The following is a 24,845-nucleotide window of genomic DNA, read 5'->3' as shown; positions in this document are numbered from 1 at the left end:
CCCCCCACTCCCACCCACCACGGAAGAATGCCGGCTGGCATGGCTTCGCCTGTTGCGCTCCCATCGCGTGGGAATCGCGACCTTCTACCGGCTTCTGTCGGAACACGGCACCGCCGGCGACGCGCTTCTCGCCCTGCCCGAGGTGGCCCGCGCCGCCGGGGTCGAGCGCTATGCGCCCTGTCCCGAGGGCGTCGCGCGGGCCGAGTTGCGCGCGGGCCGGGATCGTGGCGCGCGGCTTCTGGCCGTGACGGACCCCGAATATCCCGACCACCTGCGCAGCATCCCCGATCCCCCGCCTCTCCTCTGGGTCGTGGGCGAGGCCTCTCTCCTCGCCCGTCCCTCCATCGCCATCGTCGGCGCGCGCAACGCCTCCTCTCTCGGCCTGCGCATGGCCCGCGCGCTGGCGACCGACCTGGGCAAGGCCGGCTTCGCCGTGGTCTCGGGCCTGGCGCGCGGAATCGACACGGTGGCTCACGCCGCCACGCTCGGGACCGGCACGCTTGCGGTCACGGCGGGGGGCGTCGATGTCATGTACCCCGCCGAGAACACGCGCCTCGCCGAGGATATCGGCAAGGCCGGCCTGCGCCTGTCGGAAAACCCCATGGGGATGGTTCCCCAGGCCCGTCATTTCCCCCGCCGCAACCGCATCATCTCGGGCCTCGCACAAGCCGTGGTCGTGATCGAGGCGGCGGCGAAATCCGGCTCGATCATCACCGCACGCGCGGCACTCGACCAGGGGCGCGAGGTGCTGGCGGTGCCGGGCCATCCCTTCGATGCCCGCGCGTCGGGCTGCAACATGCTCATCCGCGACGGTGCGCGGCTCGTCCGCTCCGCCGAGGACGTGATCGAGGCATTGCCGCCCATGACCGGCCACGGCACGGGGGCCGCCGCCGAGCTCCCGCTCGCGCCGCCGCCCGAGCCGCCTGCCGCTCCGCCCCGCGACCGGCGCAGCCTGCGCGAGACCGCGGCGCTGCACCAGCAGATCCTCGACCGGCTCGGCCCCTCGCCATTGGCCGAGGATCAACTCATCCGCGATCTCGGCGCCGCCGCCCATGACGTTTCGCCGGTGCTCGTCGATCTCGAGCTCGAGGGCCGGATCACCCGCCAGGCCGGCGGGCTCCTCTCGAAAAGCGCCTGAGTTCCGCCGCGGGCCAACCGCATTGACAATTCCCTTCGACACCCCACATGGTCCGCCGCCATACCGAAGCGCCCCGAGTCGAAAGGCCCATCAATGCCCGTTGTCGTCGTAGAATCCCCGGCCAAGGCCAAGACAATCAACAAGTATCTGGGGTCCGACTACACCGTTCTCGCCTCCTACGGCCACGTCCGCGACCTGCCCCCCAAGGACGGCTCGGTCGATCCCGACGCGGGGTTCGAGATGAAATGGGAGGTGGGCAACGACAGCAAGAAACACGTCAAGGCCATCGCCGACGCGCTCAAGGACGACAACGCGCTCATCCTCGCCACCGACCCCGACCGCGAGGGCGAGGCGATCTCGTGGCATCTCGAGGAGGCGCTGCGCAAGCGCAAGGCCATCGGCAAGGACACGCCCGTCAGCCGCGTGGTCTTCAACGCCATCACCAAGGCCGCCGTGACCGAGGCGATGAAGAACCCCCGCCAGGTCGACAACGACCTGGTCGAGGCGTATCTCGCCCGCCGCGCGCTCGACTACCTCGTCGGTTTCAACCTGAGCCCGGTGCTCTGGCGCAAGCTTCCCGGCGCGCGGTCCGCGGGCCGGGTGCAATCGGTCTGCCTGCGTCTCATCGTCGAGCGCGAGATGGAGATCGAGGCGTTCAACCCCCGCGAATACTGGTCGGTCAAGGCGCTGCTCTCCACCCCCCGCGGACAGGAATTCGAGGCGCGGCTCGTGACGCTCGCCGGCAAGAAGCTCGACAAGTACGATCTCGCCAACGCCACCCAGGCCGAACTCGCGGTGCAGGCCGTCACCTCGCGCGAACTCACGGTGCAATCGGTCGAGGCCAAGCCCACCTCGCGCAACCCCGCCGCCCCCTTCATGACCTCCACGCTCCAGCAGGAGGCGAGCCGCAAGTTCGGCATGGGCGCGCGCCAGACGATGAGCGCGGCCCAGCGCCTCTACGAGGCGGGGCATATCACCTACATGCGGACCGACGGGATCGACATGGCCCCCGAGGCCGTCGATGCCGCCCGCGCCGCGATCCGCGACCGCTTCGGTGCCGACTACCTGCCGTCCAAGGCCCGTGTCTACAAGAACAAGGCCAAGAACGCGCAGGAAGCGCATGAATGCATCCGCCCCACCGACATGACCGCCGATGCCGAGGCGCTCAGGCTCAAGGACGCGGATCAACGCAAGCTCTACGATCTCATCTGGAAGCGCACGCTCGCCTGCCAGATGGAAGGCGCGCGGCTCGAGCGCACCACGGTCGAGATCGGGAGCAGGGACGGACAGGTCGGCCTGCGCGCCACCGGACAGGTCGTGCTTTTCGACGGGTTCCTGCGCATCTACGAAGAAGGGCGCGACGACGTGGCACCCGAGGATGACGACAGCCGCCTGCCCCAGATCTCCGAGGGCGAGCGCGCCGAGTTCGCCAGATCCTCGCTCCGCGCCCAGTTCGACAAGGCAGGCGAGGCCGACAAGGACGCCGTCATCGACGCGGAGGACCGCCAGGCGAAGGGCATCCGCGCCAATTCCGGCGCGCTCCTGTCGGAAAACGGCGCCGTGCTGGGGCTTCAGCATCACACCCAGCCGCCGCCGCGCTACACCGAGGCGACGCTGGTGAAGAAGATGGAAGAGCTCGGGATCGGGCGCCCCTCGACCTATGCGTCGGTCCTCACCACCATCCAGGACCGCGAATATGTCCGCAAGGAGGGCAACCGCCTCTTCCCCGAGGACAAGGGAAGGATCGTCACGATCTTCCTGCTGAATTTCTTCCGCAAATACGTGGGCTACGAATTCACCGCCAATCTCGAGGAAGAGCTCGACGTGATCAGCGCGGGCAATGCCGACTACAAGGAGGTGCTGGCCCGCTTCTGGCGCGATTTCTCGGCGGCCATCGCCGAGACGTCCGAGCTTCGCATCGCCGAGGTGCTCGACGTGCTGGACGAGGCGCTTGCACCCACGCTCTATCCGCCGCGCGAGGACGGGACCGATCCGCGCATCTGCCCGCTCTGCGGCGAGGGCAAGCTGCATCTCAAGACCTCGCGCTCGGGCGGCTTCGTGGGCTGCGGCAACTATCCCGAATGCCGCTACACCCGCCCCATCGGCGGCGAGGCGGCCGAGAACGAGGACCGCGTGCTGGGCGTGGACAATGGCGACGAGATCAGCCTGCGCTCGGGCCGCTTCGGCCCCTACGTGCAGCGCGGCGAGGCCACCGAGGAGAACAAGAAGCCCAAGCGCGCCTCGCTCCCCAAGGGGTGGGAGCCCGCCGACATGACGCTCGAGAAGGCCGTGACCCTTCTGAGCCTGCCGCGCGAGATCGGCGAGCATCCCGATGGCGGCATGATCACCACCAATTTCGGCCGGTTCGGGCCCTACGTCCACCACAAGGCCGAGGGTGAGGCCAAGGGCGTCTATGCCAATCTCAAGGACCCGGCGGACGTGTTCGAACTGGGCATGAACCGCGCGGTCGAGCTTCTGGCCGAGAAACGCGCCAATCCCGGCGGGCGTGGCCGCGCCGCGGCCAAGCCGCTCAAGGAACTGGGCGAGCATCCCGAACATGGCGGCCCGATCAACGTGATGGACGGCCGCTACGGGCCTTACGTCAAGTGGGAGAAGGTGAACGCGACCATTCCCAAGGACACCGACCCGGACCAGGTCACGATGGAGATGGCCCTCGCCCTGATCGAGGAGAAGGCCGCCAAGAAGGGCAAGAAGAAGCCCGCGGCCAAGAAGAAAGCCGCCCCGAAGAAGAAGGCGACCGCCAAGTCCAAGTAGCCCGGTGTCATTGCGCCAGGCGGCACCCTGTCCGCTTCCAGCGGATGCCGCCTATCCCGCGAAGTAACTCCGGTTTCCCCGGCTCGCCACCGCGCGCGCGATCCGCTCGACGGCCAGCGCATAGGCCGCCTCGCGCGCCGGCACGTCGTCGGCCTCGGCGCGATCGAAGACACGGGTCGCGGCATCGACCATCCGCGCCTCGAGCCGCTCGGTCACCTGCTCCTCTCTCCAGTATTCGCCGGTGCGCGACTGGATCCATTCGAAGTAGCTCACCGTCGCACCACCCGCGTTGACGAGGATATCGGGCAGCATCACATGATCGCGCTCCCGCAGGATCTCGTCCGCGTCGGCGCTCACCGGGCCGTTCGCGATCTCGAGGATGAGCGGCGCCCTGATGCCCTTGGCATTCTTCTTCGTCACGGCGTTCTCCATCGCGGCCAGGGCCAGGACATCCACTTCGAGCTTCAGAAGCTCCTCCTGTCCGATCTCTTCCTTCCCGTCCTCGTCGGCCACGGATTTCTCGCAATAGAGAACACCCTCGGCATCGCCATTCCGCTTGCATTCGAAGATCGGTCGGGGATCGAGGTCCGCCTCGTCATGCACGGCTGTCTTGCTGTCCGAGACCGCCACCACGCGAAACCCCGCCTCGTGCGCGAGGCAGGCGAAATGCCCGCCCGCGCTGCCGAAACCCTGCACCGCGACGCTCACGTCCGCGGGCCGCTTGTCCTGTCGCTCGATCCATTCCCGCAAAACGATGAGCGCGCCACACCCCGTGGCCGCGATCCGGCCTTCGCTCCCGCCAAGACACACGGGTTTGCCGGTCATCGCGGCGGGCTGGTGGCTACGGTTGATCTTGGAGAATTCGTCGGCCATCCATCCCATGATCCGCGGGTTGGTGTGCACGTCGGGCGCCGGGATGTCGCGGTCCGGCCCGATGATATCGGCCACGGCCGCCACGTATCCCCGCGCGAGCCGCTCCACCTCGAGCGGCGACAACGCCTTGGGATCGACCTGAACGCCCCCCTTGGCCCCGCCGAACGGCAATTCGAGAAGCGCGCATTTCAACGTCATCCAGAACGCCAGCTCCGTGACTTCGCGCGCATCCACGTCGGGATGGAACCGCACGCCGCCCTTCCCGGGGCCGAGGGTCGTGTCATATTGCACCCGCCACGCGCGCAACACGTCCAGGCTGCCATCGTCGCGCCTCAGCGGGACCGAGGCTTCGAGCTTGCGATTGGGCGCGCTCAGAAGCTTGCGGGTATCTTCGGAAATGTCGGATTTCTCGAACACGGTCTCGAGCAGGGCGGGAATTTCGAAATCTGGCATCTGGCCTCGCCGATCATGTTCTTTCTTTCGCGTCCAACGCCGGGTCGGTCGGGCCGGTTCCCGCCGCTGACGGAGCCGTGATCACCTCAGCGGTGGCACATCGGCCGGTGGCACCCCGTGCCGCGCCCGAGCCCGCCGTTCCCGCGCCATGAGATAGACACCCGCCACCACGATGATGACCGCGCCGAGGATTGCCCAGCCATCCGGCCGCTCGCCGAACACCGCCCAGGCCAGGGCGAGGCCCACCACGAGGCCGGTGTAGCGGAACGGCGCGAGAAAGCTCATGTCGCCCATCTGCACCCCGCGCAGGATCAGCACGAACGCCCCGGCCAGCGCCGCGCCCGATCCGGCGGCAGCGCCCAGCAGCGCCGGCGAGAACGGCTCCCACGTGGTGCCGCGGCTCGCGACAAGGCCCAGCGCGATCATCGCCGCGATGCTCAGAAGCGCCACCTGGGCCGCGCCGAAGGACAGCGTCATGGAGCGCGTCACCGTGTCCCGCGCCGCCATCGACGCCGCCGAGAGCGCGGCAAGGAGCGCGTAGACCGAGAAGGCATCGCTGCCGGGCTTCACCACCATGAGCACACCCAGGATGCTCACGCCCGCCGCACCCAGCCGGTGAAGGCCGGGACGCTCGCCATGAACGATCACGCCCCCCAGCATGAGGAAGACCGGCAGAAGCTGATTGACCGCGATCGCCCCGGAAAGCGGCATCTTCACCAGGGCCACGACCCACACGGTCATCCCCAGCGTCTCGAAGCCGACCCGAAGCATCACCCGCCGGTCGCGCATCAGGCGGCCCATCCTGCGCGGCCCCGGCCATCCACCCAGCCACGGCGACACCGCGACGAGGCATATCGCCGCGGCGACGCTGCGCATCACGATGACCTGATGCCACGCCACGCTTTCGCCCATGAGCTTCACGAACACGTCGTTCACGACGAAACAGACCATCGCCGCGATGATGCAAAGCGCGCCCTTGAGGTTGTCGGTGATCATGCCACTCTCCTCCGCGGGCCAGATGACCCCAGCCGCGCGGCACTGTCCATGCCCCGACCGCCCCGGTCGGGCGCGATTCCCCGCCGGCGCGGCGTTGACTATTCCCGCGCGCCCGGCCACAACGCTGGGCAGATCACGACAGACAGGAGAGTTACGTGGACAAGATCTACTCATCCGCGTCCGACGCGCTCGACGGGCTGCTCTTTGACGGCATGACGATCGCGGCGGGCGGCTTTGGCCTCTGCGGCATCCCCGAGCTTCTGCTCGCCGCCATCCGCGACGCCGGCACCAGGGACCTCACCTTCGCCTCGAACAACGCGGGCGTCGACGATTTCGGCATCGGCATCCTGCTCCAGACGCGGCAGGTCCGGAAGATGATGTCGTCCTACGTGGGCGAGAACGCCGAGTTCATGCGCCAGTATCTCGCGGGCGAGCTCGAGATCGAGTTCAACCCGCAAGGCACGCTCGCCGAGCGCATGCGCGCGGGCGGCGCGGGCATCCCAGGCTTCTACACCAAGACCGGGGTGGGCACGCAGGTGGCCGAGGGCAAGGAGCACAAGGATTTCCCCACCGGCCCCGATGGCGAACCCGAGACCTACATCATGGAGCGCGGCATCTTCGCCGATCTCTCCATCGTCAAGGCATGGAAAGCCGACGAGACCGGCAACGCGATCTTCCGCAAGACCGCGCGCAACTTCAACCCGCCCGCGGCCATGTGCGGCCGGACCTGCGTGATGGAGGTCGAGGAGATCGTGCCCAAGGGCTCGCTCGATCCCGACGCGATCCACCTGCCGGGCATCTACGTGCACCGCCTGATCCAGGGCGATCACGAGAAACGCATCGAACAACGCACCATCCGGGAGGGCTGAGATCATGGCATGGGACCGCAATCAGATGGCCGCCCGCGCGGCGCGTGAACTCGAAGACGGCATGTATGTGAACCTCGGCATCGGCATTCCGACGCTCGTGGCGAACTACATCCCCGAGGGCGTGAACGTGACCCTGCAATCGGAAAACGGGATGCTGGGCATCGGCCCCTTCCCCACCGAGGACGAGGTCGACCCCGACCTCATCAACGCGGGCAAGCAGACCGTCACCGCCCTGCCCCACACGTCCTATTTCGACAGCGCGACCAGCTTCGGGATGATCCGGGGCGGCAAGATCGCCATGGCGATCCTCGGCGCGATGGAAGTGGCCGAGAACGGCGACCTGGCGAACTGGATGATCCCCGGCAAGCTGGTGAAGGGCATGGGCGGCGCGATGGACCTCGTGGCCGGGGTGGGCCGTGTCGTCGTCGTGATGGACCACCAGAACAAGCATGGCGAAAGCAAGCTCCTCAAGGAATGCACGCTGCCGCTTACCGGAACGGGTGTCGTCGATCGGATCATCACCAATCTCGGCGTGCTCGACGTGGTCGAGGGGGGGCTCAGGATCGTGGAGCTGGCCGATGGCGTGACCGAGGAACAGCTTCGCGACGCGACGGAGGCCACCATTGTCGGCTGAGCGCGAGATAAGCCACGAGGAGAGCGACTCGAAGGGCCGCTACGTCCTGCGCCAGGACGGGGCCGAGGCGGAACTCACCTATTCCCGCCTCGGTGCCACGCAGGTGATCGCCGACCACACCGGCGTGCCAGATGCCCTGCGCGGCACCGGCGCGGGGCGCGCGCTGGTCGAGAGGCTGGTGGCCGATGCGCGCGCGGATGGCTTCAGGATCGTCCCGCTCTGTTCCTTCGTGAAGGCGATGCGCGACCGGCATCCCGACTGGGCCGACGTCTTCACCGGCTGACCGCGCTGCGCGGTCTCATTTCATCGCGATGTTGAGCGCGCAGCCATCCGTGATGAACTGAGGCCGCGTCTTGCACAGGCCCCGCGCCACGTCATAGGCGGCAAGCACTTTCGGAACGTAATCGCGCGTCTCGCCATAGGGCGGGACGCCCGCATGTGTCTTGACCGCGTTTTCCCCCGCGTTATAGCCCGCGAGCGCGAGGATCGGATCGCCCGCGAACTCCTTCAACAACCAGTCGAGATAGGCGACACCGCCCTTGATGTTCTGTCCGGGTTCCAGGCTGTCGGTCACGCCGAACCGCGTGGCGGTATCGGGGATGAGCTGCATGAGGCCCTGCGCCCCCGCGCTGCTCAGCGCATCGGCCCGCCCGCCCGATTCCACCGCGATCACCGCCAGCACCAGCGCCGGCGACACCTCGGTTCCCACGGTCGCGGCCAGGATGTGCTGGCCTTGGGCGGCCGCGATCTTCTGCAAGGTCTGAAGCCGGAACTGCGGCGCCGCCTCGCCCGCCGGCGGCTTGCCCAGCCGGATGAGCGCCGATTCCAGCCTGAGCGCGCCGCTTTCGCTCACGCCGGTGGGCACGGTATCCCAGAACCAGTCGTAAAGCCCCGCGGCACGAATGACACCGGCCTCGCCCGGCGTCTCGGCGGATACGGGCTCTTCCTCCTCCGTCGATGTCCCGCCGTTCGAGCGCGCCCGCCCCTGCGCGGCGAATTCCTCGGCGGTGATCTGTACGGTGATGCGCTTCTTGGCCGTGGCCTTGGGCGGCGTGCCCTTCTTGAATGTGAAATCGGGGAAAGGTGCGGGATCGCCCGCGGCCACCCCCTGCGCCCAGCCTGCGGCCAGAATCGCAAGACCCGCCCCGGCGAACCGCATGGGCCGTGGAAAAACTATCATTGGTCTGACTGCCCGTATCGTTTTTCTTTTGCGGACAGTATCGCAGAGACGGGCCTATCGGGCCAGTTTTTCAAACAACGGGACGCGGATTTTCCCGTGCGAAAAGGGCAAAACGCGCCTCCATCATCATTTTTCCAAGTTTTTAATCGTTCCATTCCAGCGCGTTAGCATATTCGCAACCAGTTATTTTCATTCGAACCAAAAAGGCACGAATCGCGCCCAAATGCTGCCCGATTTCACTGGCTATATCTGCTCATACCACGGCGCTGAGGGCCAAGAGAGAGGCGGCCCTGCAACGGCAAAATGGTTGTGAACCTGAGTAAACTGATCCTTTGGAGGGACAAACAATGATCAAATTCTTCAAGAACTTCAAGAAAGACGAAGACGGTGCTGTGACGGTTGACTGGGTCGTTCTGACCGCAGCAGTCGTGGGCCTTGGCGTTGCCGGTGTCGGCACGGTCAAAGGCGGCATCGACAGCCTGGCGTCGGGCATCAAGACCGGTGTTTCGGGCACGACCGTGGGTCAGGGCAGCTAAGCCCACCCCGAGGTTACCCAAACCCTTCAGGAGAGCGGCGGATCGCCGATCTGCGGCTCTCCTCATACTATTCTGAATACTCATGTGCAGCGTCATCGGCCCGCGGTAAGTTGGACCCCCCGTGTCGACCAGGATCGTGGCAGAACGCTCGTTCACCGTTGCATTCAGTCATTGCTGCTGAAAGGTGGATGAAGACATGAAACTCACTCTCAAGAAATTCGTCGAAGACGACGCCGGCGCCGTGACGGTGGACTGGGTCGTCCTGACCGCGGCCATCGTCGGTCTCGGAACGAGCGCCATCATCACCGCCAAGGGCGGCATCTCCGGCATCGCGACCAAGATCAGCACGTCGGTCAGCGGCATGAACGTGGGCAGCTGACGCCACGAAACAACCTCGAGCCGGCCCGACCCTCGCCACAATCATCAATGAGATTGTGATGCCTGAGACGGGCAGAGCGGCGATCAAGCCGCCGTCCGGGCAAGGCAAACGGAAAGGAACATCCTATGCGAGCGGTATTCGGATTGGTCCTGGTTGTCGGGATCGGACTCGCGGGTTTCGCGGTCTACATGGCCAAGGGCGTGCTTCAGAGTTACGAGGCCGAGGCCAACGCACTTCGCGCGGCACAAAGCCCCGCCATCCAGACGGTCGACGTCTATGTCGCCGCACGGCCCCTGGCCTATGGGCAGCGTCTCACCAAGGAGGACGTGACCCTTGTGAAGTTTCCCGCGGCTTCCCTGCCCGACGGCGTGTTCAGCACCGAGGAGGCGCTGATGCCCAAGGGCGAGAGCGAGCCGCGCACCGTGATCCGCGCCATGGAGAAATTCGAGGCGATCCTCGAGGTCAAGGTGACCGGCCCCGGCGAGGATGCGGGTCTCACCAACCAGCTCGAACGCGGCATGCGTGCCTTCGCGATAAACGTGGACACCGCTTCGGGCGTCGCGGGTTTCCTGCGTCCCGGCGACCGCGTCGACATCTACTGGACCGGCAATATCGGTCGCTCCGGCGTGCGCACCGAGGGTCAGTCCGAGGGCGACGTGACCAAGCTTATCGAAACCGGCATGAAGCTCATCGCCGTCGACCAGACATCGGACGGAAGCACGACCGGCGCGATCCTCGCCCGCACCGTGACCGTCGCGGCCTCGCCCCAGCAGGTCGCCGCCCTGGCGCAAGCGCAATCCACCGGCAAGCTCACGCTCTCGCTCGTCGGCGCCGGTGACGAAACCGTGGCCGAAGCGATCGAGGTCGACCAATCCTCGCTCCTGGGTCTCGCGCAGGTCGAGATCGAGCAAGAGGCGCCCCGCATCGAGGAAGAGGTCTGCACCATCCGCACCCGCCGCGGCTCCGAGGTGATCGTCAGCGAGATCCCGTGCACGAACTGACATTCATGTCATGTGACATAGCCAAAACCGGGGGCGTTCCATCGCGAACGCCCCTTTTTCATGCGTCGCATTCCTGCAACGGTTGTCTCCGTTGACCGCAAAACAAGGCACAAAATCCATTGTTGCTTGAAAATTTACGTGAATTGACGCAGGCTTCGATCAATCTGGGCAAGAAGACCCATCAAATCGAGGCGTGATCGGAAGGCAGGTCACATGAAAATGAAGTCTATGTTCTGGGCGGCCCTCATGGGCGTCGCCGTCACCGTCGGGCATGCGCCCGCCCCCGCGCAGGCGGAAACGCTGCACGTGGTTCGCAAGGGAACCGCGCGGGATCTGAGCGTCGCGATGAACCGCGCGATCGTCGTGGAAAGCGACGTTCCCTTCGCCGAGCTCAGCATCGCGAACCCCTCCATCGCCGATTTCTCGACCTTGTCGGATCGCACCATCTATCTTCTCGGCAAGGCACCGGGGCGCACCACGCTCACGCTTCTCGACGCGAACGGGCGGCTCATCACCAATGTCGATGTGCATGTCAGCGCCGACATCTCCGAATTCAAGGAACGGCTGCGCCAGATCCTGCCCAACGAGCAGATCGAGGTGCGCACCGCCAATGACGGCATCGTCCTTTCGGGCACCGTGTCGAGCACGCCGCGCCTGCAGCGCGCACTCGACCTGGCCGAACGCTACGCGCCCGAGCGCGTGTCGAACCTCATGTCCGTCTCGGGCAAGCAGCAGGTCATGCTCAAGGTCCGCTTCGCCGAAATGCAGCGCAGCATCTCCAAGAGTCTCGGAACCTCGCTTCTCGTCGATGGGCTGGGCAACGGCCTGGGCGTCGGTGTCGCCACGCAGAATATCGGCAGCTCGGGCACCAATGCCAATGCGGTCACGCCCGGCACGCTTAACGGCACAGCCGCCGCGGGCGCCGCGTTCTTCGGCATCAACGCCGGGTCGGCACAGATCGGCATCCTGCTTCAAGCCCTTGAAAACAAGGGGGTTGTCCGCACCCTGGCGGAACCGAACCTCACCGCCCTCTCCGGGCAGGAAGCCAACTTCCTTGCCGGCGGCGAATACCCGATCCCGGTCAGCCAGGAAGACGGCGCGATCACCGTCGAATTCAAGCGCTTCGGCGTCGAGCTGAACTTCGTGCCCCGCGTGCTTGATGACAACATAATCAACCTCGAACTTGCCGCGGCCGTGTCGTCGCTCGATCCGGCGAACGGGTTCACCAACGGTCAGCTCACGATCAGCGCCTTCCGCCGCCGCGACACCTCGACAACGGTGGCGCTGCGCGACGGCGAGAGCTTCGCCATCGCCGGCCTGCTTCAGGACGATTTCCGCGACGCCAACGATCAGGTGCCGTGGCTGGGCGACCTTCCGGTCCTCGGCGCGCTCTTCCGCAGCGCCAACTACCAGCGCTCGCAGACCGAGCTCGTGATCATCGTCACCGCGCATCTCGTGACGCCCACCTCGGGCGAAACGCTGGCCCTGCCGACCGACCGAGTGGTCCTGCCGACCGAAAGCGACCTCTTTCTCAACGGTCGGGTGGCACGCGACGTGCGCAATTCCGGCGGTGCGGTCGGCGAAGTCGCCAAGCAGGACTTCACCGGCTCCTACGGCTACGTGATGGATTGAGGACGGGAACGGGGACATGAAACGCACAGCAACACTCATCACCCTTCTCGCTCTCGCGGCCTGCGGTCGCGCGCCGAGCGAGGTCTCGGGCTCCTACTTCAACGAAGCGGGCGCGCTCGTCGATGGCGGCAACTTCGGTAACGCCACCATGCAGAACCACCAGGTCATGACCGGCGAACGCGGCTACGTTCACAACCTGTCGAACCGTTTCGCGAACGAGGTGGACACGACGGTCAACTTCGCCTTCAACTCGGCCCAGCTTGACGCCCGCGCGCGCCATATCCTGAGCGAACAGGCCGCCTGGATCCGCCAGTTCCCCGAAGTGACCTTCCGCGTCTACGGCCACACCGACAAGGTCGGCTCGAACGCCTACAACAAGCGGCTGGGTCTTGCGCGGGCCCGCGCCGTGGTGGCGTTCTTCGCGAGCCAGGGCATCAGCACCTCTCGCCTCGAGGCGCTCGTCTCGTTCGGCGAGACGCAGCCGCTCATCGTGACCCAGGGCCGCGAGCGCCGCAACCGGCGCACCGTGACCGAGGTTTCGGGCTTCGTGCAATCGCACCCGGTCATCATGGACGGCAAATATGCCCAAGTGATCTATCGCGAATACATCCAAAGCGCCGTACCGAAATCCGACATCGCGCTGGCCAAGGCCATCGAGGACGCCTCGGGCGCCAGCAGCAGCGGTGGCGGCGGCGAATAGGCCCGGCGCACTTGATTTCTCCCTGCCCGGCTTGCCGGGCCACCTCGAAACCCGCCGCATCGTCGGCGGGTTTTTCTTTGTTCTCCATGATCGCACAATTGCGATTTTTTGGTCCTAATGTTGCCCACATTAGGCGGCAGGTTCTTCTCAGGCAAAACTGCGTCCGGCCCTTCGAGGTATGGGCGCATCAGGCAAAACCGGAGCTTCACCGCGAAAACGCGGGTTTCGCTCCGCGAACCTTCCGCCCGGTTGCCGGGCGAGCAGACTAGGACCGAGATCGAATGACGAGTAGTGCGATGCAACATCCAGAACCCAGCCCGATCGTCGCCTGCACGATCAGCCGGGACGTGCGGAACTTCGACCTGCTGATCGAGGACATGGAAACCGCGATGGGCGAAGCTTGGGGCGACCTGGGCTTTCACGAGGCCCTGGCCTTTCTCGAGCAGGACGACGCGGCGACGCTCGAATTCGTGGCGATCGCCATCGACGAGACCGACGAGGCGAACCTCGACATGATCGCCGACCTGATCGAACAGGCCGGAAAGGCCGGCGTGAAGGTCATCCTCATCGCCGACGATGTCAGCCCCGCCGCGCTGCATGCGCTCCTGCGCAAGGGCGCCGACGAATTCGTCCCCTACCCGCTTCCCGAGAACGAGCTTCAGGCGGCGATCGAGCGTTTGCGCCGTCCACCCGAACCGGTGGCCGAAGCTCCCGCCGCGCCACATGCGCCCGCCTCGACCGGGCGCGAGGGCGTCTTGCTTGGCGTCCAGGGCATCGCCGGCGGCACCGGCGCCACCACGCTCGCGGTCAATCTCGGATGGGAGCTTGCGCTGGCCGACAAGGCCAACCCGCCGAAGGTCTGCATCGTGGACCTGTCGCTGCAATTCGGCTCGGTCGCCACCTTCCTCGACCTGCCGCGGCGCGAAGCGGTCTACGAGATGTGGTCCGACACCGAAAGCATGGACGAGGACATCTTCCGCGCCGCGCTCCAGTGCCATGAGGAAAAGCTCTGGGTGCTGACCGCGCCGCCCGAGATCATTCCCCTCGACCTCGTCAGCCCCGATGACGTCTCTCGCGTCCTCGAACACGCGCGGCAGCGCTTCGACTACGTGATCGTCGACATGCCCACCACGCTCGTCCAGTGGACCGAGACGGTGCTTACAGCGTCGCAGATCTATTTCGTGACGCTCGAGATGGACATGCGCTCGGCCCAGAACACCCTGCGTCTCAAACGCGCGCTCAAGGCCGAGGAACTGCCGCTCGAACGGCTGCGCTTCTGCCTCAACCGGGCACCGAAATTCACCGACCTCAACGGCAAGAGCCGGATCAAGCGCATGGCCGAAAGCCTCGAGATCGGGATCGAACTTCAGCTCCCCGATGGCGGCAAACCGGTGTCGCAGGGCGCCGATCACGGCCTGCCGCTCGGCGCCTCCGCACCCAAGAACCCGCTGCGCCGCGAGATCGCCAAGCTGGCCACCTCGCTTCACGAGCTGGGCAAATCCGACGCCGAGGCGGCCTGACCCGAAAGGACCACCAGATGTTTTCGAGATACAAGAAACCCGGCTCGGAGGGCGCAACCCCGGTCAAGGCGGCGATCAAGGCTCCGGCGACCAAACCCATCGAAGCCGTGGCCGCCCCGGCCCCCGCTCCCGCGCCCGAAGCGCGGCCCTCGCTGCGCAAGCCGCTGGCCAAGTCGGCCGCCTCCGCCGCGCCCATGGACAAGGAACGCAAGCGCAAGGAGCGCCTGGCCGAGATCAAGCTCGACCTGCACCGCTCGCTCCTCGATCACCTGAACCTCGGCGCGCTCGAATCCGCGTCCGAGGCGGATCTGCGCGCCGAAATCGGCTCGATCGCCGCCGAGGTGCTGGAAGAGCGGTCCATCGTGCTCAACCGCGAGGACCGCAGCACCCTCACGCAGGAACTCTATGACGAGGTGCGCGGCCTCGGTCCGCTCGAGACGCTGCTCAAGGACGACACCGTCAACGACATACTCGTGAACGGACCCCACCAGATCTTCGTCGAACGAGCGGGCAAGCTCATGCTGTCCGACGTCACCTTCAAGGACGAGAAGCACCTCCTGCGCATCATCGACAAGATCGTGAGCGCCGTGGGTCGCCGCGTGGACGAATCGAACCCCTATGTCGACGCCCGTCTCGCCGACGGCTCGCGCTTCAACGCCATGGTGCCGCCGGTGGCCGTTGACGGATCGCTCGTCTCGATCCGGAAGTTTAAGAAGGACAAGCTCGGCATCGACGACCTGGTGAATTTCGGCGCCTTCTCCGAGGAGATGGCCGCCTATCTCCAGGCCGCGGTCGCCACACGGCTGAATGTGATCGTCTCCGGCGGGACCGGCTCGGGCAAGACGACGACGCTCAATGCGCTGTCGTCCTTCATCGACAATTCCGAGCGCATCCTCACCATCGAGGACACCGCCGAACTCCAGCTCCAGCAGACCCACGTGGGCCGCATGGAAAGCCGCCCCCCCAACGTCGAGGGCAAGGGCGAGGTGTCGCCCCGCGACTGTCTCAAGAACGCGCTTCGGATGCGTCCCGACCGTATCATCGTCGGCGAGACGCGCGGCGAGGAGGTCATCGACATGCTTCAGGCCATGAACACCGGCCACGACGGCTCAATGACCACGATCCACGCCAACAACCCGCGCGACGGCATCTCGCGGCTCGAGAACATGGTCGCCATGGCCGGGATCGAGATGCCGCTCAAGGCCGTGCGTTCGCAGATCGCCTCGGCCGTGCACCTCCTGGTGCAGGCCAGCCGCCTTCAGGACGGCTCGCGCCGCATGACCTCCATCACCGAGATCACCGGGATGGAGGGCGACGTCATCTCCATGCAGGAGGTGTTCCGCTTCCAGCGCGTGGGCCTCACGCCCGAGAACAAGATCATCGGCCACTTCACCGCCACCGGCGTGCGCTCGCACTACTCCGAACGCTTCCGCCTCTGGGGTTACGATCTACCGACAAGCATCTATGAACCCACGGTTGCGGGGTAACGCGAAATGGCCATCTCCATCGAACCCATCATCTACGGGCTGATCTTCGTGGGCGTCCTCGTATTGGTCGAGGGCATCTATCTCACGGTGTTCGGCAAATCCATCTCGCTCAACAGCCGCGTCAACCGCCGGCTCGAGATGCTCGACAAGAACGCGAACCGCGAGGAGGTGATGGAGAAGCTGCGCAAGGAAATGCAGCTTCACCTGAAATCGCGCCGCATCCCGCTTTACGCGATCTTGGCGAACAAGGCCCAGAAGGCCGCCATCGCCTTTTCGCCGAAGCAGCTCATCGGCCTCATGGCCGCCCTGGGTGTCCTGGCCTTCATGGCGCTGACCATCGGCACCGCAACCTCGCTGCCGGTGCGGATCATCGTCTCGGCGGGGATGGGGATCGGCGGCGTGTTTCTCTGGATCTCGATGAAGGCCAACAAGCGCATGGCGCTTCTCGAGGAACAGCTTCCCGACGCGATCGAGCTCATGGTGCGCAGCCTGCGCGTCGGCCATCCCTTTTCCTCGGCCATCTCCATCGTGGCCAGCGAGGTGGCCGATCCGCTCGCCACCGAGTTCGGCATCATCTCGGACGAGGCCGCCTATGGCCGCGACGTCGGCGAGGCGCTCAAGGACATGGCCGAACGGCTCGACATGCAGGATCTGCGCTTTCTTGCCGTCGCCGTGACGATCCAGCAGCAATCGGGCGGCAACCTCGCCGAGATCCTCGATGGCCTGGCCAAGGTGATCCGCGCCCGCTTCCGCCTCTTCCGCCGGGTCAAGGCGATCACCGCCGAGGCCAAGTGGTCTGGCAAGTTCCTCTCGGGCTTCCCGCTTCTCGCCCTTGTCGGCATCCAGCTTCTCGATCCCAACTACTACGACGAGGCGATGCTGCACCCCTTCTTCATTCCTGCCTGCCTGGTGGTCGGAGCCTTCCTGGTTCTCAACCTCATCGTGATGCGGGCGCTCGTGAACATCAAAGTCTGAGGACACCCAAGCGATGACCTTTATCAACGACATCCTGACCGGCGCGCTTGGCCCCTTCGGCCCGCTCATCGCCGTGGGCATGCTGGGCGTGGTCCTCATCCTCATCACCCTGGTGATGATGCTCAACCAGCCCGAGGATCCGCTCGACAAGCTCAAGCGCACCCAGAAGGAAGCGGCCTCCGGCAAGACCAAGACACAATCCCTCCGCGCCGGTCAGCGCAACGACAAGCTCGACAAATACGCGGGCTTCCTCGAACCGCAGGACGAGAAGCAGCTTTCCGAAATCCGCAAGAAGCTCATGCAGGCGGGCTATCGCAACCGCGACGCGGTGCGGTATTTCCACTTCGCGCAGATGGCGCTTGCGCTCGGTCTTCTGGTGGCGGGCGTCGTCTATTTCGTGCTCTTCGTGCAGGGGCCCGACACCACGACCCAGAAGATGCTCATGTATATCCTCGGCCCCGGTGCCGTGGGATACATGATGCCGAAATACTGGGTCACCAAACGTCAGCAGAAGCGCCAGGAAGAAATCCAGGACGGCTTCCCCGACAGCCTCGACATGATGCTGGTCTGCGTCGAGGCGGGGCAATCCATGGACCAGGCCATCGTGCGCGTCTCGAACGAGATCCGCGCCTCGTTCCCCGCCCTCGCCGACGAGTACCAGATCGTCGCACAGCAGATCAAGGCGGGCCGGGACAAGGCGTCGGTGCTCAACGAGATGGCCGAGCGCTGCGGCGTGCAGGACGTGTCCTCCTTCGTGACCGTCCTTGTCCAGAGCCAGACCTTCGGCACCTCGATCGGCGACGCGCTGCGCGTCTACGCGAGCGAGATGCGTGACAAGCGCGTCATGCGCGCCGAGGAAAAGGCGAACAAGCTTCCGACGAAGATGACATTGGCCACGATGATGCTTACAGTGCCGCCATTGTTGATCATCCTCGTCGGTCCGTCGGTTCTGGGTATCATGGAACTCACGGCCATGTCCCAGTGATGATCGGGGCGCAATGAACGTGAGGCCGAATGGCACGGGCAGGCATCTTGATCGCGGCGGGTTTGGCGCTGGCGCTCGCGGGCTGCGCGAATGACGCCGCGCTCCCCGAGAACCCCTACGCGCCCGGGCTCGCCAGCAAGGGCGAGGCGGTCGATGGCCTGACCGTCGGTCACCGGCTCATGCGCGCGGGCGAATACGAACTGGCGCTCGAAGCCTTCTCGCGCGCGGCGCTCGAGGAAGGCGGCCTCACCCCCGAAATCATGGCCGGCATGGGCAGCGCCAATCTCGGCCTGCGCCGTTTGGGCCAGGCCGAAACCCTCCTGCGGGACGCGATCAAGGCCGAAGAGACCGTGCCGGAGGCATGGAACAACCTCGGTGTCGTGCTCATGGAAAAGGGCGAAGTGGCCGAGGCCGCGCAGATGTTCCGCCACGCCTATGCGCTCGACAATGGCCAAAGTGACTCAATTCGCGATAATTTGCGTCTGGCTCTCGCAAAAATGGAAAACTCGGTCTATGATCCGACGGAAGAAGAGCAAGATTACAAATTGGTGCGACGCGGTAGCAGCGACTACCTGATCCGTCAGATACCGATATAAGAATAAGCGGCCACGAAGAGGGCTGCATGAGGCAGAGGCAGTATAAGGACGCAATCCATGCGCCAACCTATCCTTGTTTCCCTGTGTGTTGTGGCACTCGCGGGCCTTTCCGCCTGTGACCAGAAGAACCAGGACGCTACGCGTGCCGAAGCAGGCGTGAACGTCATCGACGAAAGCAATCTCAACGACGTGATGTTGACCGTTGCCGATCCGAACGAGGCCGTCACCTATTTCCAGCGCGCCACCGGCGAGCAGCCCGATCGACTCGACCTACAGCGGGGTCTCGCGGCATCGCTCATCCGGGCCAAGCGCCATGTCGAGGGCGCGAGCGCCTGGCGGAAGGTCACGACCCACCCCGACGCCACCGACGAGGACCGCGTCGAACTGGCCGATGCCTACATCCGCAACAGCCAATGGGCCGAGGCCAAGAAGACCCTCGATTCCGTTCCCCCCACGCACGAGACGTTCAAGCGCTACCGGCTCGAGGCGATGGTCGCCGACAGCAACAAGGACTGGAAGAAGGCCGACAGCTTCTACGAGATCGCGGCTGGCCTGACCACGACCCCGGCGGGCGTGATGAACAACTGGGGCTATTCCAAGCTTACGCGCGGCGACTATGCCGAGGCCGAACGCCTCTTCGCCGATGCGATCCGCCTCGACCAGTCGCTCTTCACCGCCAAGAACAACCTCATCCTCGCGCGCGGCGCGCAAAAGAAATACACCCTCCCCGTGCTCCCCACCTCGCAGCCCGAGCGCGCCCAGCTCCTCTACTCGCTGGGTCTGACGGCCGTGAAACAAGGCGACGTGACCATTGGCAAGGGTCTCCTTCGCGATGCGATCGACACCCATCCGCAGCATTTCGAGGCCGCCGTCCGTTCGCTTCGGGCGCTCGAGGACAACGCCGTCAACTGACGCGGACAAGGGGTCGAGCATGACAATCTCAAGCACCGCCGCGATGTGGTTTCTGCCCTTCGTCCTGCCGATCTGCCTCTGGGTCGCCTATACCGACCTGCGCTGGATGAAGATCCTCAACGTCGCGGTTCTCGCCCTCGGCGCGGTCTTTCTCGTCGTCGGGCCGTTCGTGCTGCCCTTCGACGTCTTTCTCTGGCGGCTCGTGCATATCGCGGTGATGCTGGCGCTCGGCATCGTGATGAACGCCGCCGGCCTCGTGGGTGCGGGGGATGCCAAGTTCGTCGCAGCCGCCGCGCCCTTCGTTCCCCTGGGCGACGTGCGCCTCGTCCTGGTGATCCTCGCCATCTCGCTGCTCGCGGGCTTCGCGGCGCACCGTCTGGCCAAGCATACCGCCCTGCGCGCGCTCGCCCCCGGCTGGGAAAGCTGGGACCGGGGCAAGAAGTTTCCCATGGGCCTCTGCCTCGGCGGCGCGCTCGGCTTCTACCTCGTCCTCGGGGCGCAGTTCGGGGTCTGACGGCGCCCGCGCACCGACACGATACCGACGTGGATACCGACGTGGATACCGACGTCCGAATCCGCTCCGATCCGGCCCCGTCCCTGCCCGCTCTGCACCATAATTTCTTCGCATTTCGGCGGCAGAATGCCCGCACATGGCGAGCAGAACAAAGGGCCGGGCCACATGAACATGCAAGTCACCCGCGGCGGCGTCCAGCCGCCCCCACCCCCCAGCACGATCGAGGACATGCGCCTGCCGGTCGTGATGATGCGCGACATCCTTCTCAAGACCATGTTCCGCAAGAATATCGACACGGTTTCAGAGATTTCCGAGGCGATCTGCCTGCCCCGCGCGGTCAGCCAGGAGCTCGTCGACATGGCCCGCGAACAGCGCCTTCTCGAGGCGACCGGCACGCTCAACGCCAACTCCGGCAACGAGATGGGCTACCAGCTCACCGATGCCGGCAAGGCGCGCGCTCACGACGCGTTAACACAATCGGAATATTTCGGTGCCATGCCTGTGCCCCTGTCGGTTTATCGCGAACAGGTCATGCGCCAATCCATCCGCAACATCCAGATCACGCGCCGCGAACTCACCGACGCGATGGGCCATCTTGTCCTGCCCGACAGCCTGCTCGACCATCTCGGGCCGGCGGTGTCCGCCGGACGCTCGATCCTGATGTATGGCCCGCCGGGCAACGGTAAATCAAGCATTTCCAACGGGATACGCGATGCGATGGGCGACAGGATCTATGTCCCCCGCGCCATCGAATACGCGGGCCAAGTCATCACCGTCTATGACCCGATCGTCCATTCCAAGGCCGAGACCGAGACCGACGATCCCAATTCGCTGCGCCGGCGCCGCACCTTCGATACGCGCTATGTCCGCTGCGAACGTCCCACGGTGATCACCGGCGGCGAACTGACGCTCGACATGCTCGATCTGGTCTACAACCCCACCGCCCGGACCTACCAGGCCCCGCTGCAACTCAAGGCGACGGGCGGGATCTTCATCGTCGACGACCTCGGCCGCCAGGTCGAACCGCCGCAGAACCTCGTCAACCGCTGGATCGTCCCGCTCGAGGAATCGAAGGACATCCTCGCGCTGCAATCGGGCGAGAAATTCGAGGTGCCATTCGACACGCTGGCGATCTTCTCGACCAACTTCCACCCGAACGCCATCTTCGACCAGGCCGCGCTGCGCCGGATCTTCTACAAGATCAAGATCGACGGCCCCTGCCAGGCGGACTTCCTCAAGATCTTCGCCATGGTCGCCAAGAAGAAGGGCATGCCGCTTTCCGAAGCCGCGCTCGTTCACCTGCTCAAGAAGAAATATCCCGCGATCAACAACGTCTACGCCAATTATCAGCCCGTGTTCCTCATCGACCAGATGATCTCGATCTGCCAGTTCGAGGGCATCGAATACCAGATGACGCCCGAGCTGATCGACCGCGCCTGGGCCAACATGTTCGTGAAGGACGAAGAGATCGTGAGGTAGGCACTCGGAAACCGTCCGCGCTTCGGCTTTGCGCACTGGTCCCCGGGGCGCCGCCGGTCTATCCTTGCCCACAAATCCGGAACGATGGGGCAAGCCTTGGAAATCATCACGTCGCGCGGCGTTCAAATCCCGGTCGACCCCGCGGTCATTCAGCCCAAGGTCGCCAAGAAGCTGCGCAAGGAGTTCTACGAGACGCCCGAGGCTGTCGGGTTGCCGCGGTTCGTGACACAGAAGGACCGCGTGCTCGAGATCGGGGCGGGCATCGGCTTCATCTCCACCTATCTCGCCGCCCATATCGCGCCGCAATCCATCACCTGCGTCGAGGCGAACCCGGTCCTCGCGGACTATATCCGACGCGTCCACGAGTTGAACGGCGTGACCGCCGAGGTTCACAACGCCGTTCTGCTGCCCGACAACGCCGACATGCCGCGCTCCGGCACCGTGCCCTTCCACGTGACCGAGCCGTTCTGGTCATCCTCCTTCGAAAATCCGAAGGATCTGCCCTCAACGCTGGTCGATGCCCCCGTCAGGCGGCTCAGCGCGATGATCCGCGAGTGCGATCCCACGGTCATCATCTGCGACATCGAAGGGGGTGAGGCCTCGCTTTTCGAAGAGGTGGATTTCGGCAACGTGCGGCACATATATGTCGAGGTCCATCGCCGTTACATCGGCGCCAACGGCGTAAGAAAGATGTTTCATGACCTGCATCGCCACGATTTCGCTTACAGCCCCCGCGCCTCGGAAAGCACACAGGTTCTCTTCATGCGCATCTCGGAAGAGCAAAGCGACTGGTAGCGCATGACGGGGCTACCCGATTTTCTCGCCGACTGGTTCATCTCGCGGGGCTGGTCGATCCACCCGCATCAGCAGGCCATGCTCGACCGGGCCGACGATCCGGCGCTCCTGCTGATCGCGCCCACGGGCGGGGGCAAGACACTTGCCGGGTTCCTCCCCACCTTGTGCGAACTGGGCGTTAACCCTTCCGCGGGGCTTCACACGCTATACATCTCCCCGTTGAAGGCCCTCGCCGCCGACATAAAACGCAATCTTCTGATGCCCGTCACCGAGATGGGCCTCGACATACGGATTGAGGATCGCACCGGCGATACCTCCTACACGCAGAAACGGCGTCAGCGCGCGGACCCGCCGCATATCCTGCTGACCACGCCCGAGAGCCTTGCGCTCATGACCTCCTACGAGGACGCGCCGCGCATCTTCGCCGGTCTGAAGCGCGTCGTCATCGACGAGGTGCATGCCCTCGCGGAAAGCAAGCGGGGCGATCAGCTTTTCCTCGCGCTCTCGCGGCTTCAGGCGCTCTGTCCGGGGCTGCGGCGCGTGGGACTTTCGGCGACGGTCGAAGACCCCGCCGCGATCGCGCGCCTCATGGCGCGGCATCCCGATCCTTGCGCGATCCTCCACGCCGATCCCGGCCCCGAACCCGACATCGCCATGCTCGACGTGCCCGATCCGCCCCCTTGGGCCGGGGGTGGCGCGGCCCACGCGATCCCGGCGGTGCTCGACGAGGTGCGCCGCCACAAGACCACGCTCATCTTCCACAACACCCGCGCCCAGGCCGAGATTTTCTTTCATAACCTGTGGCTTGCCAACGAAGACGCGCTTCCCATCGGCATTCATCACGGCTCTCTCGACCGGGTGCAGCGTGAACGTGTCGAAAGCGCCATGCAGCGCGGGGCGTTGCGTGCCGTGGTCTGCACCGGCAGTCTCGATCTCGGGCTGGACTGGGGCGACGTGGACCTCGTGATCCAGATCGGCGCCCCCAAGAACGTCAAGCGTCTGGTGCAGCGCATCGGTCGCGCGAACCACCGCTACAACGCCCCGTCCAAGGCGCGGCTCGTGCCGGCCAACCGCTTCGAGGTCGTCGAATGCCGTGCCGCGCTCGAGGCGGTGCGCGAACGCGATCTCGACGGCGAACCGCGCGGCCCCGGTCCGCTCGACGTGCTGTGCCAGCACGTCCTCATCACCGCCTGCGCCGGTCCCTTCGATGCCGATGCGCTCTATGCCGAAGTCACCGCCGCGGGCCCCTATGCCGCCCTGTCCCGCGCCGATTTCGACGATTGTCTCGACTTCTGCGCGACGGGCGGCTACGCGCTCCGCGCCTATGACCAGTGGCAAAGGCTCAAGCAGCGCCCAGACGGCCTCTGGCAATTGCGCGACCCGCGCGCGGCGCGGCTCATCCGCATGAATATCGGCACCATCCAGGACACCGATCTGCTGAAGGTGCGGCTGCACAAATCCCGCGGCGGCGCGCCCCTGGGCGAGGTCGAAGAGGGCTTCGCCGCATCGCTCACCAAGGGCGACACGTTCCTGATCGGCGGTCAGATCGTGCGCTATGAAGGCCTGCGCGAGATGATTGTCGAGGTCTCGCGCGATGCGGCCAGGAAGCCCAAGATCGCGGTCTTCGGAGGCACGAAGTTCGCCACCTCCACGCAACTCAGCCAGCGCATCCTCGCGATGCTCGGACAGGATGACTGGCCCGATTTGCCCGACCATACGCGCGACTGGCTCAGGCTTCAGCGCGAGGTATCGCGCATGCCCCGCGCCGAACGCCTGCTGATCGAGAGCTTCCCGCACGAGGGGCGCGAACACGCCTGCATCTACGGCTTTGCCGGGCGCAACGCGCAACAGACCCTGGGTCTCATACTGTCGAAGCGCATGGAGGAAATGGGGCTCGATCCGCTCGGCTTCGTCTCGACCGATTACGCGACGCTCATATGGGGGCTCGAGCCGTTGACCGACGCGAGCGGCCTTTTCGAGATCGGGGCCTTGCGCGCGGGGCTCGACCGCTGGCTTGCGGGGAATGCCATGATGAAGCGCACGTTCCGCGCCTCGGCCACCATCGCGGGGCTCATCAATCGCAACTCGCCCGGCAGCCGCAAGTCGGGACGCCAGGCCACCATGTCGTCCGACATCCTCTATGACACCCTCGCGAAGTATGATCCCGATCACCTGCTCATGCGCATCACGCGGACCGAGGCGATGCGCGGCCTGGTCGATTTCCAGCGGATCGAGGAGATGGCCGCCCGGATCGACGGCCGGATCGACCTTCTGCGGCTCAAGCGCGTGACGCCCCTCGCCGCGCCGCTTTTCCTCGAAGCCGGGCGCGTCCCGATCAGGGCCTCGGGCGAGGAGCGCCTGCTGGCCGAGGAGACCGCCCGCCTGATGGAAACCGCGGGGCTGACCCCATTGTGAT

Annotated in this window: 23 protein-coding genes; 20 read left to right on the top strand and 3 right to left on the bottom strand. The window is 65.5% G+C overall.

Annotated features, from left to right (window positions below):
* Window positions 1–52 precede the first annotated feature (52 nt).
* Entirely contained in the window at window positions 53–1,138 is a 1,086-nt protein-coding gene (gene dprA, locus K1T73_RS03960) for a DNA-processing protein DprA (RefSeq protein WP_220602691.1), read from the top strand.
* 93 nt (window positions 1,139–1,231) lie between these two features.
* Window positions 1,232–3,913, top strand: coding sequence for a type I DNA topoisomerase (gene topA / locus K1T73_RS03955; protein WP_220602690.1), 2,682 nt, complete (start codon window positions 1,232–1,234; stop codon window positions 3,911–3,913).
* 51 nt (window positions 3,914–3,964) lie between these two features.
* Here topA and K1T73_RS03950 read toward each other — a convergent pair whose 3' ends face one another.
* Window positions 3,965–5,239, bottom strand: a complete 1,275-nt coding sequence (locus tag K1T73_RS03950) for a Glu/Leu/Phe/Val dehydrogenase (RefSeq protein WP_220602689.1) — start codon at window positions 5,237–5,239, stop codon at window positions 3,965–3,967.
* An 81-nt stretch (window positions 5,240–5,320) separates the two neighbouring features.
* On the bottom strand, window positions 5,321–6,235 hold the full coding sequence (locus K1T73_RS03945; RefSeq protein ID WP_220602688.1) for a DMT family transporter: 915 nt from the start codon (window positions 6,233–6,235) through the stop codon (window positions 5,321–5,323).
* Window positions 6,236–6,390: 155 nt separating this feature from the next.
* Here K1T73_RS03945 and K1T73_RS03940 point away from each other — a divergent pair, with 155 nt between their 5' ends.
* Genes K1T73_RS03940 through K1T73_RS03930 form a run of 3 tightly spaced genes read left to right on the top strand, consistent with a single transcriptional unit; the run spans window position 6,391 to window position 8,021 of the window.
* Window positions 6,391–7,104: a CoA transferase subunit A gene (locus K1T73_RS03940; RefSeq protein WP_220602687.1), complete on the top strand. Its 714-nt coding sequence runs from the start codon at window positions 6,391–6,393 to the stop codon at window positions 7,102–7,104.
* Between the two features lie 4 nt (window positions 7,105–7,108).
* Window positions 7,109–7,738 carry a 3-oxoacid CoA-transferase subunit B gene (locus K1T73_RS03935; RefSeq protein ID WP_220602686.1) on the top strand — a complete coding sequence of 210 codons (630 nt, stop codon included), beginning with the start codon at window positions 7,109–7,111 and terminating at the stop codon, window positions 7,736–7,738.
* Complete coding sequence (locus K1T73_RS03930; RefSeq protein ID WP_259400435.1) at window positions 7,728–8,021, top strand: GNAT family N-acetyltransferase; 294 nt, start codon at window positions 7,728–7,730, stop codon at window positions 8,019–8,021. Before K1T73_RS03935 ends, K1T73_RS03930 begins: the two co-directional genes overlap by 11 nt.
* A gap of 15 nt (window positions 8,022–8,036) precedes the next feature.
* Here the strand turns inward: K1T73_RS03930 and K1T73_RS03925 are convergent, their stop codons facing one another.
* Window positions 8,037–8,918, bottom strand: coding sequence for a lytic transglycosylase domain-containing protein (locus K1T73_RS03925; protein ID WP_259400434.1), 882 nt, complete (start codon window positions 8,916–8,918; stop codon window positions 8,037–8,039).
* A 347-nt stretch (window positions 8,919–9,265) separates the two neighbouring features.
* Here K1T73_RS03925 and K1T73_RS03920 point away from each other — a divergent pair, with 347 nt between their 5' ends.
* From K1T73_RS03920 to K1T73_RS03850, 15 genes are all read left to right on the top strand, one after another.
* Window positions 9,266–9,454 (top strand): hypothetical protein, encoded by a 189-nt coding sequence (locus K1T73_RS03920; RefSeq protein WP_220602685.1) that lies wholly within the window; start codon window positions 9,266–9,268, stop codon window positions 9,452–9,454.
* A gap of 196 nt (window positions 9,455–9,650) precedes the next feature.
* Window positions 9,651–9,833 (top strand): hypothetical protein, encoded by a 183-nt coding sequence (locus tag K1T73_RS03915; protein WP_220602684.1) that lies wholly within the window; start codon window positions 9,651–9,653, stop codon window positions 9,831–9,833.
* Between the two features lie 125 nt (window positions 9,834–9,958).
* On the top strand, window positions 9,959–10,834 hold the full coding sequence (gene cpaB / locus K1T73_RS03910) for a Flp pilus assembly protein CpaB (protein WP_220602683.1): 876 nt from the start codon (window positions 9,959–9,961) through the stop codon (window positions 10,832–10,834).
* 213 nt (window positions 10,835–11,047) lie between these two features.
* Window positions 11,048–12,466, top strand: a complete 1,419-nt coding sequence (locus K1T73_RS03905) for a type II and III secretion system protein family protein (RefSeq protein WP_220602682.1) — start codon at window positions 11,048–11,050, stop codon at window positions 12,464–12,466.
* A 16-nt stretch (window positions 12,467–12,482) separates the two neighbouring features.
* Complete coding sequence (locus K1T73_RS03900; RefSeq protein ID WP_220602681.1) at window positions 12,483–13,166, top strand: OmpA family protein; 684 nt, start codon at window positions 12,483–12,485, stop codon at window positions 13,164–13,166.
* A gap of 296 nt (window positions 13,167–13,462) precedes the next feature.
* Entirely contained in the window at window positions 13,463–14,686 is a 1,224-nt protein-coding gene (locus K1T73_RS03895) for a CpaE family protein (RefSeq protein WP_409077727.1), read from the top strand.
* A gap of 17 nt (window positions 14,687–14,703) precedes the next feature.
* Window positions 14,704–16,173, top strand: a complete 1,470-nt coding sequence (locus K1T73_RS03890; RefSeq protein ID WP_220602679.1) for a CpaF family protein — start codon at window positions 14,704–14,706, stop codon at window positions 16,171–16,173.
* Window positions 16,174–16,179: 6 nt separating this feature from the next.
* Entirely contained in the window at window positions 16,180–17,148 is a 969-nt protein-coding gene (locus K1T73_RS03885) for a type II secretion system F family protein (RefSeq protein WP_220602678.1), read from the top strand.
* A 13-nt stretch (window positions 17,149–17,161) separates the two neighbouring features.
* On the top strand, window positions 17,162–18,133 hold the full coding sequence (locus K1T73_RS03880) for a type II secretion system F family protein (RefSeq protein WP_220602677.1): 972 nt from the start codon (window positions 17,162–17,164) through the stop codon (window positions 18,131–18,133).
* A gap of 29 nt (window positions 18,134–18,162) precedes the next feature.
* Complete coding sequence (locus K1T73_RS03875) at window positions 18,163–18,729, top strand: tetratricopeptide repeat protein (protein WP_220602676.1); 567 nt, start codon at window positions 18,163–18,165, stop codon at window positions 18,727–18,729.
* A gap of 57 nt (window positions 18,730–18,786) precedes the next feature.
* Window positions 18,787–19,641, top strand: coding sequence for a lipopolysaccharide assembly protein LapB (locus K1T73_RS03870; protein WP_220602675.1), 855 nt, complete (start codon window positions 18,787–18,789; stop codon window positions 19,639–19,641).
* Between the two features lie 19 nt (window positions 19,642–19,660).
* On the top strand, window positions 19,661–20,155 hold the full coding sequence (locus K1T73_RS03865; protein WP_220602674.1) for a prepilin peptidase: 495 nt from the start codon (window positions 19,661–19,663) through the stop codon (window positions 20,153–20,155).
* Window positions 20,156–20,320: 165 nt separating this feature from the next.
* Window positions 20,321–21,634 carry an ATPase gene (locus tag K1T73_RS03860; RefSeq protein WP_220602673.1) on the top strand — a complete coding sequence of 438 codons (1,314 nt, stop codon included), beginning with the start codon at window positions 20,321–20,323 and terminating at the stop codon, window positions 21,632–21,634.
* A gap of 96 nt (window positions 21,635–21,730) precedes the next feature.
* On the top strand, window positions 21,731–22,429 hold the full coding sequence (locus tag K1T73_RS03855; protein WP_220602672.1) for an FkbM family methyltransferase: 699 nt from the start codon (window positions 21,731–21,733) through the stop codon (window positions 22,427–22,429).
* 3 nt (window positions 22,430–22,432) lie between these two features.
* Window positions 22,433–24,844 (top strand): ligase-associated DNA damage response DEXH box helicase, encoded by a 2,412-nt coding sequence (locus tag K1T73_RS03850; protein ID WP_220602671.1) that lies wholly within the window; start codon window positions 22,433–22,435, stop codon window positions 24,842–24,844.
* The last annotated feature ends 1 nt before the right edge of the window (window position 24,845 follow it).

The organism is Roseovarius sp. SCSIO 43702 (assembly GCF_019599045.1).
Taxonomy (GTDB): domain Bacteria; phylum Pseudomonadota; class Alphaproteobacteria; order Rhodobacterales; family Rhodobacteraceae; genus Roseovarius.
This window is presented reverse-complemented; position numbering and strand designations above follow the sequence as displayed.

Bases quoted from the DNA above. Each gene is read 5' to 3' on its own strand.
- topA (WP_220602690.1), top strand. From the start codon at position 1,232: ATGCCCGTTGTCGTCGTAGAATCCCCGGCCAAGGCCAAGACAATCAAC.
- K1T73_RS03950 (WP_220602689.1), bottom strand. From the start codon at position 5,239: ATGCCAGATTTCGAAATTCCCGCCCTGCTCGAGACCGTGTTCGAGAAA.
- K1T73_RS03945 (WP_220602688.1), bottom strand. From the start codon at position 6,235: ATGATCACCGACAACCTCAAGGGCGCGCTTTGCATCATCGCGGCGATG.
- K1T73_RS03935 (WP_220602686.1), top strand. From the start codon at position 7,109: ATGGCATGGGACCGCAATCAGATGGCCGCCCGCGCGGCGCGTGAACTC.
- K1T73_RS03925 (WP_259400434.1), bottom strand. From the start codon at position 8,918: ATGATAGTTTTTCCACGGCCCATGCGGTTCGCCGGGGCGGGTCTTGCG.
- K1T73_RS03920 (WP_220602685.1), top strand. From the start codon at position 9,266: ATGATCAAATTCTTCAAGAACTTCAAGAAAGACGAAGACGGTGCTGTG.
- K1T73_RS03915 (WP_220602684.1), top strand. From the start codon at position 9,651: ATGAAACTCACTCTCAAGAAATTCGTCGAAGACGACGCCGGCGCCGTG.
- cpaB (WP_220602683.1), top strand. From the start codon at position 9,959: ATGCGAGCGGTATTCGGATTGGTCCTGGTTGTCGGGATCGGACTCGCG.
- K1T73_RS03905 (WP_220602682.1), top strand. From the start codon at position 11,048: ATGAAAATGAAGTCTATGTTCTGGGCGGCCCTCATGGGCGTCGCCGTC.
- K1T73_RS03900 (WP_220602681.1), top strand. From the start codon at position 12,483: ATGAAACGCACAGCAACACTCATCACCCTTCTCGCTCTCGCGGCCTGC.
- K1T73_RS03895 (WP_409077727.1), top strand. From the start codon at position 13,463: ATGCAACATCCAGAACCCAGCCCGATCGTCGCCTGCACGATCAGCCGG.
- K1T73_RS03890 (WP_220602679.1), top strand. From the start codon at position 14,704: ATGTTTTCGAGATACAAGAAACCCGGCTCGGAGGGCGCAACCCCGGTC.
- K1T73_RS03885 (WP_220602678.1), top strand. From the start codon at position 16,180: ATGGCCATCTCCATCGAACCCATCATCTACGGGCTGATCTTCGTGGGC.
- K1T73_RS03880 (WP_220602677.1), top strand. From the start codon at position 17,162: ATGACCTTTATCAACGACATCCTGACCGGCGCGCTTGGCCCCTTCGGC.
- K1T73_RS03875 (WP_220602676.1), top strand. From the start codon at position 18,163: ATGGCACGGGCAGGCATCTTGATCGCGGCGGGTTTGGCGCTGGCGCTC.
- K1T73_RS03870 (WP_220602675.1), top strand. From the start codon at position 18,787: ATGCGCCAACCTATCCTTGTTTCCCTGTGTGTTGTGGCACTCGCGGGC.
- K1T73_RS03865 (WP_220602674.1), top strand. From the start codon at position 19,661: ATGACAATCTCAAGCACCGCCGCGATGTGGTTTCTGCCCTTCGTCCTG.
- K1T73_RS03860 (WP_220602673.1), top strand. From the start codon at position 20,321: ATGAACATGCAAGTCACCCGCGGCGGCGTCCAGCCGCCCCCACCCCCC.
- K1T73_RS03850 (WP_220602671.1), top strand. From the start codon at position 22,433: ATGACGGGGCTACCCGATTTTCTCGCCGACTGGTTCATCTCGCGGGGC.